We start from the raw sequence: 14,205 nt of genomic DNA, 5'->3' as shown, positions 1-14,205 counted from the left end.
CGCTAAGTGAAGTAGTTTCAAGTAAAATGCCTGGTATGAAAATGCCAGGCAATTTTTTTTTGGTCGGCCTTATGGGGGCTGGCAAGACGACGGTAGGTCGTGCGCTCGCTAAAGCAGCGGGAAAGACATTTCATGATTCCGATCATGAAATTGAAGCCCGTACTGGGGCGCGTATACCTACTATTTTTGAAATGGAAGGCGAGGCGGGTTTTCGCCAGCGCGAGGCTGAGGCGATTGCCGAGTTAACGCAATTAAAAAATATTGTGTTAGCGACAGGCGGTGGCGCGGTTCTCAATCCGGTCAACCGGGCTCATTTGCGGCGTAATGGCTATGTGATTTATTTATGTGCCACGCCGGAAGAGCTTTATCAGCGCACTTGCCACGATAAAAACCGCCCATTATTACAAACAGCAGACCCCAAAGCTCGACTTGCCGAGCTATACGCGATCAGGGATCCACTTTATCGCGAGGTTGCCGATCTGGTGATGGATACCAGCCAGCAAAGCGTCAATTCCCTTCTGCAACTTCTTCTCAAAGAGCTGGAACGAAAATCATGACCCGTGTTGTTCATGTCGATATTGCCCACGCACCTTACGATATTCTAATCGGCCGCGATTTGCTGTCTCAGGCTGAAAAAATTAGCGGGTTGCTGCCCCAGTCACGGGTCGCCATTGTCACCAATACCACTATTGCGCCACTGTATCTGGCTGGACTGGTTGAATCATTGCAGGCACAAGGTATTCAATGCCAGCAAATCATTTTGCCTGATGGGGAAAAATATAAAACCTGGGAATCACTCAATCTGATCATGGATGCGCTGCTGACCGAGCGTGCTGAACGTAAAACCACATTAATTGCCTTGGGCGGTGGTGTGATTGGCGATATGACCGGTTTTGCTGCTGCAATTTACCAGCGCGGTGTGCCATTTATTCAAATCCCGACGACCTTGCTGGCGCAGGTTGATTCATCGGTTGGCGGCAAAACGGCCATCAATCATCCGCTTGGCAAAAACATGATTGGTGCTTTTTACCAGCCGCGATTGGTGCTGGCCGACCTTGATAGCCTGAGCACTCTGCCTGATCGTGAGTTCTCGGCGGGCATGGCAGAGGTCATCAAGTACGGTCTGATTGATGATCCGGATTTTCTGCTGTGGTTGGAAGATAATATCGACGGCATTATGGCGCGCGAGGAACAGCTACTGGCTGAAGCCATTGAACGCTGCTGCCAGAATAAGGCACGTATCGTTGCTGCCGATGAAAAAGAAACCGGGCAGCGTGCTTTGCTCAATTTGGGCCATACATTTGGCCATGCGATCGAAGCGGGCCTGGGGTACGGTGCCTGGCTGCATGGTGAAGCGGTCGCTGCCGGCATGGTGCTGGCTGCTTATGCTTCGCAAGCCATTGGGCATTTAAGCGCGCAGGATGTGGAGCGCGTGATTGTCTTGCTGCAAAAAGCCCGTTTACCGGTCGTGTCGCCAGCATTGGGGGGCGAGCGCTATAAGGCCCTGATGGCGCAAGACAAAAAGGTCGATGCAGGTCGCATTAAATTCATCCTACTTCGCCAGCTCGGTGAAGCTTATATTGGCGAACTGCCTGAGTCAGCCATTGATGCTGCGTTGCTGGCGGGTTGCGAAGCGGCCAGATAATCCTGCAAAGTAATGCTCAAAGCGGCTTTGGCCTTATCCAGCGATAGGGACAGGCCGCTTTTTTCATCCGAGCTGAGCGGGCTAACGATCAGCTCGAATACCTGATGAAGCTGGATATTGTTCGCGCTGCCAGCCAAAAACCACTCGCCATCGCGATTGGATTCTACCCAATTACGTTCAGCCATCTGTTCCAGCAAATACTGCGTGGCATCAACACCTAAGCCAACGCGCTTGCGCAAATCATTGATGTGCAAAATCACTGAGTTCTGATGCGCCAGCGCCAGCTCGCTCAGAATGCGCATCGCTTGCTCAAAGCGGGTGCCGTGATGCTCATCCCACTGCCAGCCATCGTTATGCCAGTACGATAGCGTCGCCGAAATGACGGCCCCTGCCAGCACAATTACCCAGCACACATAGAGCCAGAGCAGAAAAATAGGGAAGCTGGCAAATGCGCCATATACCAGCTTGTAAGTACCAAACTGCTTTAAGTACAAGGCAAACAGCCACTTCATTAGCTCAAGAAAAACCGCCGTAATCAGTGCCGCTGTCAGCGCATGGTTGCGTGGAACAAAGCAATTGGGGAGTGCTAAATAAAGCAAACTCAAGGTGCCAACGACCAGAACCATCGGACCTATTTTAATGAAATCTACGCCAAATCCACCGGCCAGACCACCAGCCTGATAAGACAGCCAGTTGGTAAGGGATAGGCTTAAGCCGATCAGCAATGGTGCTAGTGTTAGCGTTGCCCAGTAAGTCAGCGTGCGGGAAAGCAGTTTTCTTTGGCGTCGTACCCGCCAGATATTGTTTACCGACTTTTCAATCGTCACCATGAGCAGAATTGCCGTCGCCAATAAACCGATCATCCCGAACGTGGTCAGGCGATCGGCATTATCGGCAAACTGGCGCATGTAAACACCAACCACTTTGCCTGCCGCATCAGGAACCAAATTGGTAATGATAAAACCACGAAAACGGCTGCTGATGCCGCTGAACATCGGAAAGGCCGAAATCACGGTCAGCGCAATCGTGAATAGCGGAACGACGGCCAGCAGCGTGGTATAGGTCAGGCTGCCAGCGGTTTCCAGGCAGCGGTCAGCGTACAGTCTGCGACCGACAAAACGGGAAAAACCGATGATTCTGCGCCACAGTGGCAGCGTGGAGGTGTCCGACATGATCGCGTCTGAGAACTTGAATCCCTTTATAATACCGCAAACTCTGAACAGGCCTGATCATGACTGAAATATTGGTGTTGTATTACTCAACGCACGGCGCAACGCGGCAAATGGCGCAGCTGATTGCGCGTGGTGTCGAATCTGTCGCGGGCACAAGCGCGCGTTTACGTACTGTCCCGCGCGTTTCTACCGTCTGCGAAGCCACCGAAGCGGCGATACCTGAAGCGGGCGCACCTTATGTTGAGCTTAAAGATTTACAGGAATGTGCTGGACTTGCACTCGGTAGCCCGACGCGCTTTGGCAATATGGCCGCACCGATGAAATATTTCTGGGATTCAACCATTGCCGAATGGCTGCAAGGTACGCTGATCGGCAAACCGGCCAGCGTTTTCACCAGTTCAGGCACTTTGCACGGTGGTAACGAAGCGACCCTGCTGACGATGATGTTGCCGCTGTTACACCACGGCATGCTGATTGTTGGTACGCCGTATTCGGAAAACGCACTGATGTCGACCACCACCGGCGGAACGCCATATGGTGCCAGCCACTGGGCGGGCACTGAATCAAACCAGCCCATCTCGGATGCCGAACGCCAGCTCTGCATTGCACAAGGCAAGCGGCTCGCTGAGGTTGCTCTGAAGTTAAGCGCGGAAAAATCATCATGACTTTGAGCCCCAAGCAATTGCCGATTTGGCAATGGATGACTGTTGCCTGTGTACTGGGTATGGTATTGCTCACTATGCTATGGGAGCTGTGGCTTTCACCGCTATACCCCGGTGGTTCCTGGCTGGCCGCCAAAGCACTGATTATGCTATTGCCGCTACGCGGCCTCTTGCATGGCCGCCGTTATACCTTTCAGTGGTACACGATGTTCGTGCTGCTCTGGCTACTCGAAGGCATCATGCGCGCCTATGCCGAAACCGGCCTCGGCCGCTGGCTGGCGTGTGTCCAGGTTGCACTGGTTGTGGTGAGCTACACCACGGCAAATCTGTATGCCAAATACTCGCGGCCGAGTATTCTGGAGAAGTATCAGGGTGATTGAGGATGGCTTGCTCGAAGGCGTCATTTGCCATCAGGTGGCATACATAATTGAGGCGGTGCTAGTGTGAGCGTTAAAGATATTATTGGTCTTGTTGCGGACATGATGACTCTATTTGGGTTATCGGGGTTTTTTACTTGGGCATTTGTGCGCCGACGTGTGGAGGGGCAAGCTCCTTCAGAGATTGGAGTTTCTGTGTTCGCTCTTGCTGTGAAGTGTTTCATAAGTGTTGCAGCTATATGTTTGCTCCTCATTCCAGCATGCTTGTTCCATGTTTTTGTCATCATGGTGATTTCTGGGCATTATGGCATTGGAGATGCGCTATGGAATGACCAAAAAATACTGGCATATAGTGCAAGTTATATTTTGAATTGCTTGTGGTTTATTCCTATGTCAATTCTTGCTATTAGTTCTGTATTTATGTGGTCGTTAGATCCGTTTCGGCGGTTTTATCGTGTTCTTACGTCTCGATAACGAAGGTTTGCGACGGATATATATTTATTGCTTATAGCAACCTTGGTATAGCTCTGAAGGTAGGCTGCAGATTCCCCTTCATTCATATGCTCATGAAAAACCCCGCCAGGTCGGCGGGGTTTTGTTTTGCTTGGGTAGCTTAGGTGGCTGTTTTTGGTAAAAACAGCATTAAGTTTGAAGCGGCAGGCTTGTGGCCCTGGCCTCGCGGCGGGTCGGGGTAAAACCCGCCGTTCCCGATGATGCAAAAGGGGAGGGCTACACGGGCTGAGGGTGAACTCGTTCCGCGTTGCTTTGAATCTTGTTGAGCGCCGAAATATACGCTTTGGCGCTGGCAACAATAATGTCGGTATCCGCGCCTTGACCATTGACGATGCGGCCATCCTTGGACAGGCGCACAGTCACTTCGCCCTGGCTGTCGGTGCCGGCGGTGATGGCATTAACCGAATACAGCTGCAGCTCGGCGCCGCTATTGAATAGCGATTCGATGGCTTTAAAGGTTGCGTCCACCGTACCGTCACCCTGCGCCGTCGCGCGGCGTTCAACGCCTGCTTCGGTAATCACCAGATCGGCTTGCGGCGTTTCCCCGGTTTCCGACACGACTTTCAGCGACACCAATTTGAAGTGTTCCTGCTCGATGGAAATCAGCTCATCCGATACCAAGGCGTGCAAATCTTCGTCGAAAATCTCGCGTTTTTTATCCGCCAGCGCTTTAAAGCGAGCAAAGGCGGCGTTCAAAGCTTCTTCCGAGTCAATCTGGATGCCCAATTCGGCCAGTTTGGTTTTAAACGCGTTACGGCCCGACAATTTGCCTAGGCTCAGACGATTGGTGCTCCAGCCAACCGATTCGGCGCTCATGATTTCATAGGTTTCGCGATGTTTCAGTACGCCGTCTTGGTGAATGCCTGATTCGTGCGCAAACGCGTTCGCGCCGACAATGGCTTTATTGGGCTGAACCGGATAGCCGGTAATCGTTGAAACCAGTTTGCTCGTTGGGACAATTTGCGTCGCATCGACATTACATTCAACGCCAAAAATATCGTGGCGGGTACGGGTGGCCATGACGATTTCTTCCATCGCCGCGTTACCGGCGCGCTCGCCCAAGCCGTTGATCGTGCACTCAACCTGACGCGCGCCACCCAGTACGGCGGCGAGCGAGTTGGCCACGGCCATGCCCAAGTCATTGTGGCAATGTGCAGACCAGATCACTTTGTCACCGCCCGGTGTTTTGGCGATCAACTCGCGGAAAAACGCTTCGGTGCGTTGTGGTACGGCGTAGCCGACAGTGTCGGGCACGTTCAAAGTCGTCGCACCTGCTTCAATCACCGCGCCAAAAATGCGGGCGAGGAAATCAATATCCGAGCGCAATGCATCTTCTGCCGAAAACTCCACGTCATCGGTGTATTCGCGCGCCATTTTGACCGCTTTCACTGCCGCTTCAACGACCTGATCCGGCGTCATGCGCAGCTTGTGTTCCATATGGATTGGGCTGGTGGCAATGAAGGTATGGATACGACCGCGTTTGGCATCCTTGATTGCTTCACCCGCGGCGCGTACATCGCGCTCATTGGCGCGCGCCAGCGAACAGACGGTGCTGTTCTCGATGATGCCGGCGATGGTTTTGATCGCATCAGCATCGCCCGGGCTGGCGGCGGCAAAGCCGGCTTCGATCACGTCAACGCCAAGCTTTTCGAGCTGGCGGGCGATGCGGATTTTTTCTTCTTTGGTCATTGATGCGCCGGGTGATTGCTCACCATCGCGCAAGGTGGTATCGAAAATAACCAAGCGATTGTTTTGACTCATGGTGTGCTCCTGTGTCGGGGCGGTTTGCGCGCCCGCCATATAGTTTTGGATGTTGAAACTGCGGCCTTGGCTTGTGGCCAATTTGGCCAGCTTGTCCACTTGGGTGAGTGGCAAACTGCCGCGTTCACGCCATTTATAAATCGCTGCGCGGGACACCGGATCATCTGGAAACAGGTTATTGAGTTGCTCGGCCAGATTACTTGGTCCACCAAAATCAGCAATTAGACGATCAATGTCTAATGACACAGTGTGCTCCTTCGCGTTGATGGGTTTAGATTAGATATTTTTAGACTTTGTGTCAAATAATTTTGACGAAAAAATAGCGGCCTTGTTGTTTAGGCCGCTATTTACGATGAAAAAGGGAGTTTGTTGGACTAATTGTCTAATTTTGTCGCCGTGGTCGGCTGTTTTTTGATCAAACGCCACAACCAGTAGAGATAACCCGACGCTGCATAGCAGATAAAGAAGCTAAATAGCACCAGCGCAGGCCGTGATGCGCCGATGACCAGCACCAAGGTGGCGATCAGCAGCGAGACAAACGGCACTGTTTTGCGCATATGCAGCTCTTTAAAGCTCCAGTACGGCACATTCGACACCATGGTCAGCCCGGCAAACAGCGTAAAAAACAGCGCAGTGTACGGCAGTAATTCGGCCAGTGGCGACAGATCGTCGTGATATTCGATATTGATCCACACCAGCCCGGCAACGAGTGCCGCAGCGGCAGGGCTGGGCAAGCCCTGGAAGAAGCGTTTGTCGACCACCGCAATATTGGTGTTGAATCGTGCCAGACGCAGCGCGGCGCCAGCGCAGTAAATAAACGCCACGGCCCAGCCCAGCTTGCCAAAGCTCGATAAGCCCCACGAGTACATGACCAGTGCCGGTGCGACGCCGAACGACACCATATCGGACAAGCTATCAAATTGCGCGCCAAACTCGGATTGGGTATGGGTCATGCGGGCCACGCGGCCATCGAGCCCATCCAGAATCATCGACGCAAAAATTGCCAGCGCGGCGTGTTCAAACTTGCCATTCATGGCCTGGACAATGGCGTAAAAGCCGCCAAACAGTGCGGCCAGCGTAAATAGATTGGGCAGTAGATAAATGCCTTGGCGGCGCAGGTTTAACGAGGGCTTCGGGTTGAGCGACATAATCTGGGCAAGGGCGGGTGAATAGACTTGTTGATTGTAACCGAGGCTAGGCTTGCTCGACAGTGTTGCGAGCAACTTGGCTTGCTGCGCCTGCACTGCAAGCTCGGGCTCGGCATACGTTATAATCACCATTCCGATTGAAATTGAGGTGGGCAGTGTCTGATCAATTGTTTGTAATGCTCCAACACATTTTGCCCAAGCAGGCGATCACGCAGCTATTTGGCTATTTTGCCGGGCTGCGAGCCGGTGGCCTGACGCATGCGGTGATCCGTGCCTTTATCCGCAAGTATCAAGTGAATATGAACGAGGCGGCAAACACTGATCCGGCCGCGTACCCCACTTTTAACGAGTTTTTCACGCGTGAACTACGCGCAGGCGTGCGCCCGCTTGCCGATGCTGCGCTGATCTGCCCAGTGGATGGCGCGATTAGCCAGCTGGGCCAAATCGACAAAGACCAGATTTTTCAAGCCAAAGGCAAATCGTATAGCACGACTGCTTTGCTCGGCGGCGATGCTGCGCTGGCTGCGCAGTTTGAAAATGGCCAATTTGCCACGATTTACCTCAGCCCCAAGGATTACCACCGCATTCATATGCCGTGTGATGGTCGTTTGACCGAAATGATTTATGTGCCCGGCGAATTGTTTTCGGTGAATCCGGCCACGGCGCGCGGGGTTTATGCTTTGTTTGCTCGCAATGAGCGCGTGGTGTGCATGTTTGAATCGGAGTTGGGCAATTTCGCGCTGGTACTGGTTGGCGCCACCATTGTGGGTAGCATGGCAACGGTCTGGCACGGCGTGGTGAACCCGCCGCGCAGCAAGTCGGTGTGGCGCAAGGATTATCGCAATCAGGATATTCGTCTGGCCAAAGGCGCGGAAATGGGGCGCTTTCTGTTGGGTTCAACCGTTGTTCTGCTCTATCCGCAAGGTACGCCTGCGTTTAATCCGGCCTGGCAGGCGGCCAAACCGGTTTGTCTGGGTGAGGCGATGGCTGGCTAAGTGCCTTGCCGGGTATTTGATTCAAGGCTTTATTCTATTTGATCTCCAGGGCCATACCCTTGGGTATGGCTTTGTTTTTTCTGGCTTTTTGCTCGTCAGAGTTGCTGGTTTTGTGAGCGCCAGCCGGGCTGACCTCGTATTGTGACGGCTCGGGCAGCAGGGCTGATAGCGTGCTGGCAATGGCTTGCAGGCGCGGGTCGTCATCCGGGCAATCGTCGCAGGTATCGTTGATACAGAAAAACGGAATGTGGCCAAAATTGAGTGCTAGAGCGTGAAACTGCTGGGCTGCGTCGGGATCGCCGCTGCTGATGTGCAGCACCGGATGGTGTTTGGCGGTGGCAATGCCGGTGTGCAGTTTCCAGCGCAAGAGCAGATCGGAAATGATCGGCGGCACATGCCAGGCGCGGAATGTGGTGCTGCGCACCCTGGCGAACAGGTCGGGCGCCATCTGTTCCAGATTCCACAGGGCACTTTTCAACATCGGGCGCGGGGCGTGGGCGCAGAGCCAGGGTTGGTGCTGGTAATCCGGATATTGCTGCGCCAGCCATTGTTTGGACAGAACGGCTGCGTTCACCAGTGCCGTTTCGCGCTCTTGTAGCCTGTTGGTGTGTGGTGCGGCTTGCTGGTCAAAGAAAACAGCCAGGCCTTGCTCGCTAAACCAGTCGCTAATCTGGACTGGTGCACCAAAGAAGATGTCGTCGTTCAGATAAATAAATCGCTCGGACAAGTTGGGGATGTGGTGCAGGTACGATTCAATGTGCCCTGCATCGAACACCGGACGCGCCGCAGCGGGAATCAGGCTGGCGTGATCGACAAAGCTGATGTCCGCATCAGGGCTGAGCCAATCTGGTCGCTGACCATCGCTCACAATATAGATATGGCCATGATCGGGAAAAAAGCGCTCAAGTGCCCGCAGGTTGTAGCGCAGCTCGCCATTGTCCCGATAGCGCCCAGCCACATTGCCATACTGCGCCAGCTCTTTTGGATCAAGCTTTTCTTGCTGTGCCAAAGCGCGCTTGCGCTGCCAGATCGGATCAGCGCCGTTGACCCACAGATAGACAATATCGACTTTATCCACGCATTTCTTCCTGAGATTCAAGCTGTAAAAAAAACCGGCATGATGCCGGTTTCTTATTAACTGCGTTTCGTCTGCGAAATGCAGTAGGGCGAGAGCCGCAGCGACAAAGCTCTACTGCATTGCAGCGACGAAATTAGTTTTTAGACTGGTCAACGATTTTGTTCGCTTGAATCCAAGGCATCATCGCGCGCAATTTCGCACCTACTACTTCGATGCCGTGCGCTGCGTTGTTGCGACGCGCTGCAGTCATTGAAGCGTAGTTAGTCTGGCCTTCCAAGATGAATTGCTTAGCGTATTCACCAGTTTGGATGTCTTTCAATGCTTGACGCATTGCTTTGCGCGACTCTTCGTTGATCACGCGTGGGCCAGTTACGTACTCACCGTATTCAGCGTTGTTAGAGATCGAGTAGTTCATGTTCGCGATACCGCCTTCGAACATCAAGTCAACGATCAATTTCAATTCGTGTAAGCACTCGAAGTAAGCCATTTCTGGCTCGTAACCGGCTTCAACCAAAGTCTCGAAGCCCATTTTCACCAATTCAACTGCGCCACCGCACAATACGGCTTGTTCGCCGAACAAGTCGGTTTCAGTTTCGTCTTTGAATGTGGTTTCGATGATACCAGTGCGGCCGCCGCCCACGCCCCAAGCGTAAGACAAAGCCACTTCTTTGGCGTTGCCAGTGGCGTTCTGGTAGATCGCTACCAGGTCAGGAACGCCGCCGCCACGGACGAATTCTGAACGTACAGTGTGGCCAGGTGCTTTAGGCGCAACCATAATTACGTCGAGGTCTTTGCGTGGCACAACTTGGTTGTAGTGAATCGCGAAGCCGTGAGCGAAGGCCAAAGTAGCGCCTTGTTTGATGTTTGGCTCGATTTCTTCTTTGTACAGTTTGCTCTGGAATTCGTCCGGAGTCAGGATCATCACTACGTCAGCAGCAGCAACGGCAGTAGCAACATCAGTTACTTTCAGGCCGTGAGCTTCAGCTTTTTTTACCGTCGCTGAGCCAGTGCGCAGACCAACAGTGACATCAACGCCAGAGTCTTTCAGGTTGCAAGCGTGAGCGTGGCCTTGTGAGCCGTAACCGATGATGGCTACTTTTTTGCCTTTGATGATTGCTGGGTTGGTGTCTTTATCGTAGTAAACGTTCAATGCCATGATGATGCTTCCTTTGAATGATTTAATGATACTTGTATGGGTATTGCTTTGCAGGTCTTGCCTGTAGTGGCCTACAGGCAAATACCCGCTTAAAGTTTCAGAATCCGCTCGCCGCGACCAATGCCGGAAGCACCGGTACGCACGGTTTCCAGAATGACAGCCTGATCCAGCGCCTTGATAAAGGCGTCGAGTTTTTCACCCGGGCCGGTCAATTCGATGGTGTAGCTTTTTTCGGTCACGTCGATGATGCGGCCACGGAAAATATCCGCCATCCGTTTCATTTCGTCGCGATCTTTGCCGGTGGCACGCACTTTGATCAGCATTAGCTCGCGCTCGATGTGATCGGCCTCGTTCAGGTCGATCACTTTCACCACTTCGATCAGCTTATTGAGCTGCTTGGTGATTTGCTCGATCACATCTTCCGAGCCGTGAGTCACAATCGTCATCCGGCTCATCGTTGGATCTTCGGTGGTTTGCACCGTGAGCGAATCAATATTGTAACCACGAGCCGAAAACAGACCCGTTACACGCGATAGCGCGCCGGCTTCGTTTTCAATCAGGACAGACAAAATATGACGCATGATTCATCTCTCCTTAGCAAAGATTGCCGTAGTCACGGTTGTTTTCGAATGGCACCAACTGCATGCTTTGCATGTGCGGTGGCAAGTCCATCTGATTGAGGCCTTTCCCGTTTTGAATCATCGGGAAGACATTGGCTTTTGGATTGGTCAGGAAATCCATGAAGACCAGACGCTCTTTCATCGCAAATGCTTCGCGAAGTGCTGGCTCTACATCCGCAGGCTTGCTAATTTGCATGCCCACGTGGCCATATGCTTCGGCCAGTTTTACAAAGTCAGGCAATGCATCCACATACGATTCGGAATAGCGCGTGCCGTAGAAGAACTCTTGCCACTGGCGCACCATGCCCAAGTAACCATTATTCAGGTTAATGATTTTCACTGGCGTATGGTATTGCTTACACGTCGACAATTCTTGGATATTCATCTGAATTGAGCCGTCACCGGTAATGCAAGCAACATCAGCGTATGGGTTGGCCAATTGCGCGCCCATCGCGGCTGGCAAGCCAAAGCCCATCGTGCCCAAGCCGCCAGAGTTGATCCATTGGCGAGGACGGTTGAACGCGTAGTACTGCGCCGTAAACATCTGGTGCTGGCCAACGTCCGAGGTGATGATGGCTTCGCCACCGGTCACTTCAAACAGCTTTTGCATCACAAACTGTGGCTGGATGATTTCATCATCCTGTGCGTACCACAGGCTGTTCGGCTTGCGCCAATCGTTGATCTGATCCCACCACGCATTCAATGCTTTTTCATTCGGGCGTGCGTTGGTCTCTTTTAAAATCGCGATCAGGTCTTTCAAGACGTCTTTCACGTCGCCCACAATCGGCACGTCCACTTTCACGCGCTTGGCGATTGACGATGGATCGATGTCGATCTGTACGATTTTCTTCGCTTGCGACAAGAATTGCGCCGGGTTGGAAATCACCCGGTCGTCAAAACGCGCACCGATGGCGATAATCGTATCGGCGTATTGCATTGCCATATTGGCTTCGTACGTGCCATGCATGCCCAGCATGCCAACAAACAGCGGGTCGGAGCCAGGGTAGGCACCCAAGCCCATCAGCGTATTGGTACACGGTACATTCAGCAGGCGCACCAGTTCAGTGACCTCGGCTGCCGCATTGCCCAATACCGCGCCGCCGCCCACGTAAATAAATGGACGTTTGGCCTCCGCAAGCAATTGCGCCGCCTTTTTGATCTGGCCCGGATGGCCTTTCACTGGCGGGTTGTAGCTGCGGATTGAAACTGATTTTGGATATTCAAAAACGGCTTTGGCCTGAGTGACATCTTTCGGGATGTCGATCACAACAGGGCCAGGGCGACCGGTGGTGGCGATGTAGAACGCCTTTTTGACCGTCGCAGCCAGGTCTTTCACGTCTTTGACCAGGAAATTGTGTTTCACCACGGGGCGTGAACAGCCCACCATGTCCACTTCCTGGAAAGCGTCCGAGCCGATCATCGGCGTGCCGACCTGACCGGAAATCACCACCATTGGGATCGAGTCCATAAACGCCGTCGCAATGCCGGTAATGGCATTGGTCGCGCCCGGGCCTGAAGTCACCAGCGCAACGCCGATTTTTTCAGAAGAGCGTGAGTAAGCATCGGCAGCGTGAACTGCGGCTTGCTCATGGCGAACGAGAACGTGTTTGAATTTGTTTTGTTTGAAAATCGCATCATAGATTTCCAAAACAGCGCCGCCCGGATAGCCGAAAACGAATTCTACGTTTTCTTCGGCAAGGCATCGCGCCAGAATTTCTGCGCCCGAAATTTCCATCGGTTAGAGTCCTGAAGTCTTGTTGATCGGCAAACCATATCCCATCCGGGATATGGCATCTCCTCGCACGGCAATGCGAGGGTGGGTTTGTATCAACCCAACGAATACCGAGCTTGAACGCCATTTACCAACTTTTGGTCGGTATTGATACGAGAGATGATGCATTGGCGCAAGCGAAACGGCGCTGGGCGAGACGCGTAATGTCTGCGCACAGCTAGGTATGACTTGGTGTAGGGCTGTAAAGTTACCCGAAGGCGGGAAAGTTGGCAAGTTTTTCTGGCTGTTTACTGACACGTTTGCTAGTATCAATCCCCTGTTTTTGCAGTGATATTTCAAGTCTCTGACGCGCCGTCCGCTTCGTTTTTTATCCTTGACCGGAGTTTGCCCATTTGTCTGCCTCTACCGAAGACGTGCAATCGCTCGGCGAGTTTCTGGCCGCAGTAGAGCAGCGTGCCTGGCGGCAGGCGTGGCTGGCCTTGCGCGATCGCGAAGCCGCGCTGGATGTGGTGCAAGATGCGATGTTCAAACTCTCGCACCACTACGCAGCCAAACCGGCGCAGGAATGGCCTTTGTTGTTCCAGCGCATTTTGCAAAACACCATTCGCGACTATCAGCGCCGCAACAAGGTGCGCTCGTTCTGGGTGAGCCTGTTTTCCGCATTTGGCAGTGCCGATGCGCCGGACGAAGCCGATCCGCTGGAATATCTGGTCGACGATAGTGCGTTTGGTCGCGATGCCGAGTCGCAAGTGAGCAGCCAGCAACGCATGGCGCTGATCGAGCAGGGGCTGGCTTTGCTGCCCGCACGTCAACGCGAAGCTTTTCTGCTGCGTTATTGGGAAGAGATGGACGTGGCCGAAACAGCGCAAGTGATGGGCTGCTCCGAAGGGAGCGTTAAAACGCACTGCTCGCGGGCGTGTCATGCTTTGGCCAAATGGCTGTCTGATCAAGGAGTCACTTTATGAACCATCAGCAGGGCGGTAGGCTAGACGAAGTGGCGCAAGAGGCTTTTGCCCGAGAGCTCGTCGGCACTTTGCAGCAGGCGCAGGCCGGTGCCGATGTGCGTCGCTCGTTGGCGCGCGCGCGGCATCAGGCTTTACAGCCGCACGGCGGATCGATTCGGCAGGAAGTGCTCAGCTGGGCGCAGCAGCATCGCGCAGTTGCGATGGTGTTCTCATTTTTACTGCTGCTTAGCCTGGCCTTCGGTGTTTGGCGCACGCAAGCGGGCGTATTCAATGACTCGAGCGATCCGCAGCTGATTGCGCAGGTGGTCGACGAAGTGCTGCTCGATAGCTTTGAGGACGATGGGGCGCTGTAAAGCCCAATAGCCGTCGCGCCTTGTTTGA

The 14,205-nt window shown here is 53.3% G+C and carries 15 protein-coding genes; 8 read left to right on the top strand and 7 right to left on the bottom strand.

Annotated elements, in window-relative coordinates; translation table 11 throughout:
- Positions 1 to 26: 26 nt before the first annotated feature.
- Positions 27 to 557, top strand: a complete 531-nt coding sequence (locus FLS37_RS02040) for a shikimate kinase (protein WP_157314261.1) — start codon at positions 27 to 29, stop codon at positions 555 to 557.
- Complete coding sequence (aroB, locus tag FLS37_RS02035) at positions 551 to 1,645, top strand: 3-dehydroquinate synthase (RefSeq protein WP_374756824.1); 1,095 nt, start codon at positions 551 to 553, stop codon at positions 1,643 to 1,645. The genes FLS37_RS02040 and aroB overlap by 7 nt, the downstream gene beginning before the upstream one ends.
- Here aroB and FLS37_RS02030 read toward each other — a convergent pair.
- Entirely contained in the window at positions 1,576 to 2,817 is a 1,242-nt protein-coding gene (locus FLS37_RS02030) for a YihY family inner membrane protein (RefSeq protein WP_157314259.1), read from the bottom strand. The two genes, aroB and FLS37_RS02030, sit on opposite strands and share 70 nt — an antisense overlap.
- A gap of 59 nt (positions 2,818 to 2,876) precedes the next feature.
- Between FLS37_RS02030 and wrbA the strand changes: the two genes are divergently transcribed.
- The 3 genes from wrbA to FLS37_RS02015 all read left to right on the top strand — a co-directional run bounded on the left by wrbA (position 2,877) and on the right by FLS37_RS02015 (position 4,330).
- Positions 2,877 to 3,482, top strand: coding sequence for an NAD(P)H:quinone oxidoreductase (gene wrbA / locus FLS37_RS02025; RefSeq protein ID WP_157314258.1), 606 nt, complete (start codon positions 2,877 to 2,879; stop codon positions 3,480 to 3,482).
- Complete coding sequence (locus FLS37_RS02020; protein WP_232522465.1) at positions 3,479 to 3,859, top strand: DUF2069 domain-containing protein; 381 nt, start codon at positions 3,479 to 3,481, stop codon at positions 3,857 to 3,859. Before wrbA ends, FLS37_RS02020 begins: the two co-directional genes overlap by 4 nt.
- 63 nt (positions 3,860 to 3,922) lie before the next feature.
- Complete coding sequence (locus FLS37_RS02015; RefSeq protein ID WP_157314257.1) at positions 3,923 to 4,330, top strand: hypothetical protein; 408 nt, start codon at positions 3,923 to 3,925, stop codon at positions 4,328 to 4,330.
- A 255-nt stretch (positions 4,331 to 4,585) separates the two neighbouring features.
- Here the strand turns inward: FLS37_RS02015 and FLS37_RS02010 are convergent, their stop codons facing one another.
- Together FLS37_RS02010 and pssA are read right to left on the bottom strand one after the other, a co-directional pair.
- Positions 4,586 to 6,376 carry a 2-isopropylmalate synthase gene (locus FLS37_RS02010; protein WP_157314256.1) on the bottom strand — a complete coding sequence of 597 codons (1,791 nt, stop codon included), beginning with the start codon at positions 6,374 to 6,376 and terminating at the stop codon, positions 4,586 to 4,588.
- A 128-nt stretch (positions 6,377 to 6,504) separates the two neighbouring features.
- Positions 6,505 to 7,278 (bottom strand): CDP-diacylglycerol--serine O-phosphatidyltransferase, encoded by a 774-nt coding sequence (gene pssA / locus FLS37_RS02005; protein WP_157314497.1) that lies wholly within the window; start codon positions 7,276 to 7,278, stop codon positions 6,505 to 6,507.
- A 155-nt stretch (positions 7,279 to 7,433) separates the two neighbouring features.
- Here pssA and asd point away from each other — a divergent pair, with 155 nt between their 5' ends.
- Positions 7,434 to 8,273, top strand: a complete 840-nt coding sequence (gene asd / locus FLS37_RS02000; protein ID WP_157314255.1) for an archaetidylserine decarboxylase — start codon at positions 7,434 to 7,436, stop codon at positions 8,271 to 8,273.
- Positions 8,274 to 8,307: 34 nt separating this feature from the next.
- Here the strand turns inward: asd and FLS37_RS01995 are convergent, their stop codons facing one another.
- The 4 genes from FLS37_RS01995 to ilvB all read right to left on the bottom strand — a co-directional run bounded on the left by FLS37_RS01995 (position 8,308) and on the right by ilvB (position 12,862).
- The gene (locus tag FLS37_RS01995) at positions 8,308 to 9,351 is read right to left on the bottom strand and encodes a stealth family protein (protein ID WP_198314452.1); all 1,044 of its coding nucleotides are present in this window, start codon (positions 9,349 to 9,351) and stop codon (positions 8,308 to 8,310) included.
- Positions 9,352 to 9,484: 133 nt separating this feature from the next.
- The gene (ilvC, locus tag FLS37_RS01990; RefSeq protein WP_157314496.1) at positions 9,485 to 10,501 is read right to left on the bottom strand and encodes a ketol-acid reductoisomerase; all 1,017 of its coding nucleotides are present in this window, start codon (positions 10,499 to 10,501) and stop codon (positions 9,485 to 9,487) included.
- A 95-nt stretch (positions 10,502 to 10,596) separates the two neighbouring features.
- Entirely contained in the window at positions 10,597 to 11,088 is a 492-nt protein-coding gene (ilvN, locus tag FLS37_RS01985) for an acetolactate synthase small subunit (protein WP_157314253.1), read from the bottom strand.
- Positions 11,089 to 11,101: 13 nt separating this feature from the next.
- Complete coding sequence (gene ilvB / locus FLS37_RS01980) at positions 11,102 to 12,862, bottom strand: biosynthetic-type acetolactate synthase large subunit (protein ID WP_157314252.1); 1,761 nt, start codon at positions 12,860 to 12,862, stop codon at positions 11,102 to 11,104.
- Positions 12,863 to 13,251: 389 nt separating this feature from the next.
- On the opposite strand from ilvB, the gene FLS37_RS01975 reads away from it, so the two are divergent.
- The gene (locus FLS37_RS01975; protein WP_232522464.1) at positions 13,252 to 13,824 is read left to right on the top strand and encodes an RNA polymerase sigma factor; all 573 of its coding nucleotides are present in this window, start codon (positions 13,252 to 13,254) and stop codon (positions 13,822 to 13,824) included.
- Positions 13,821 to 14,177 (top strand): hypothetical protein, encoded by a 357-nt coding sequence (locus FLS37_RS01970; RefSeq protein ID WP_157314251.1) that lies wholly within the window; start codon positions 13,821 to 13,823, stop codon positions 14,175 to 14,177. Before FLS37_RS01975 ends, FLS37_RS01970 begins: the two co-directional genes overlap by 4 nt.
- Positions 14,178 to 14,205: the final 28 nt, after the last annotated feature.

It is taken from the genome of Chitinibacter sp. GC72, assembly GCF_009760905.1.
Taxonomy (GTDB): Bacteria; Pseudomonadota; Gammaproteobacteria; order Burkholderiales; family Chitinibacteraceae; genus Chitinibacter.
The sequence above is the reverse complement of the archived record's forward strand: the minus strand, read 5'-3'. Positions and strand labels throughout refer to the sequence as shown.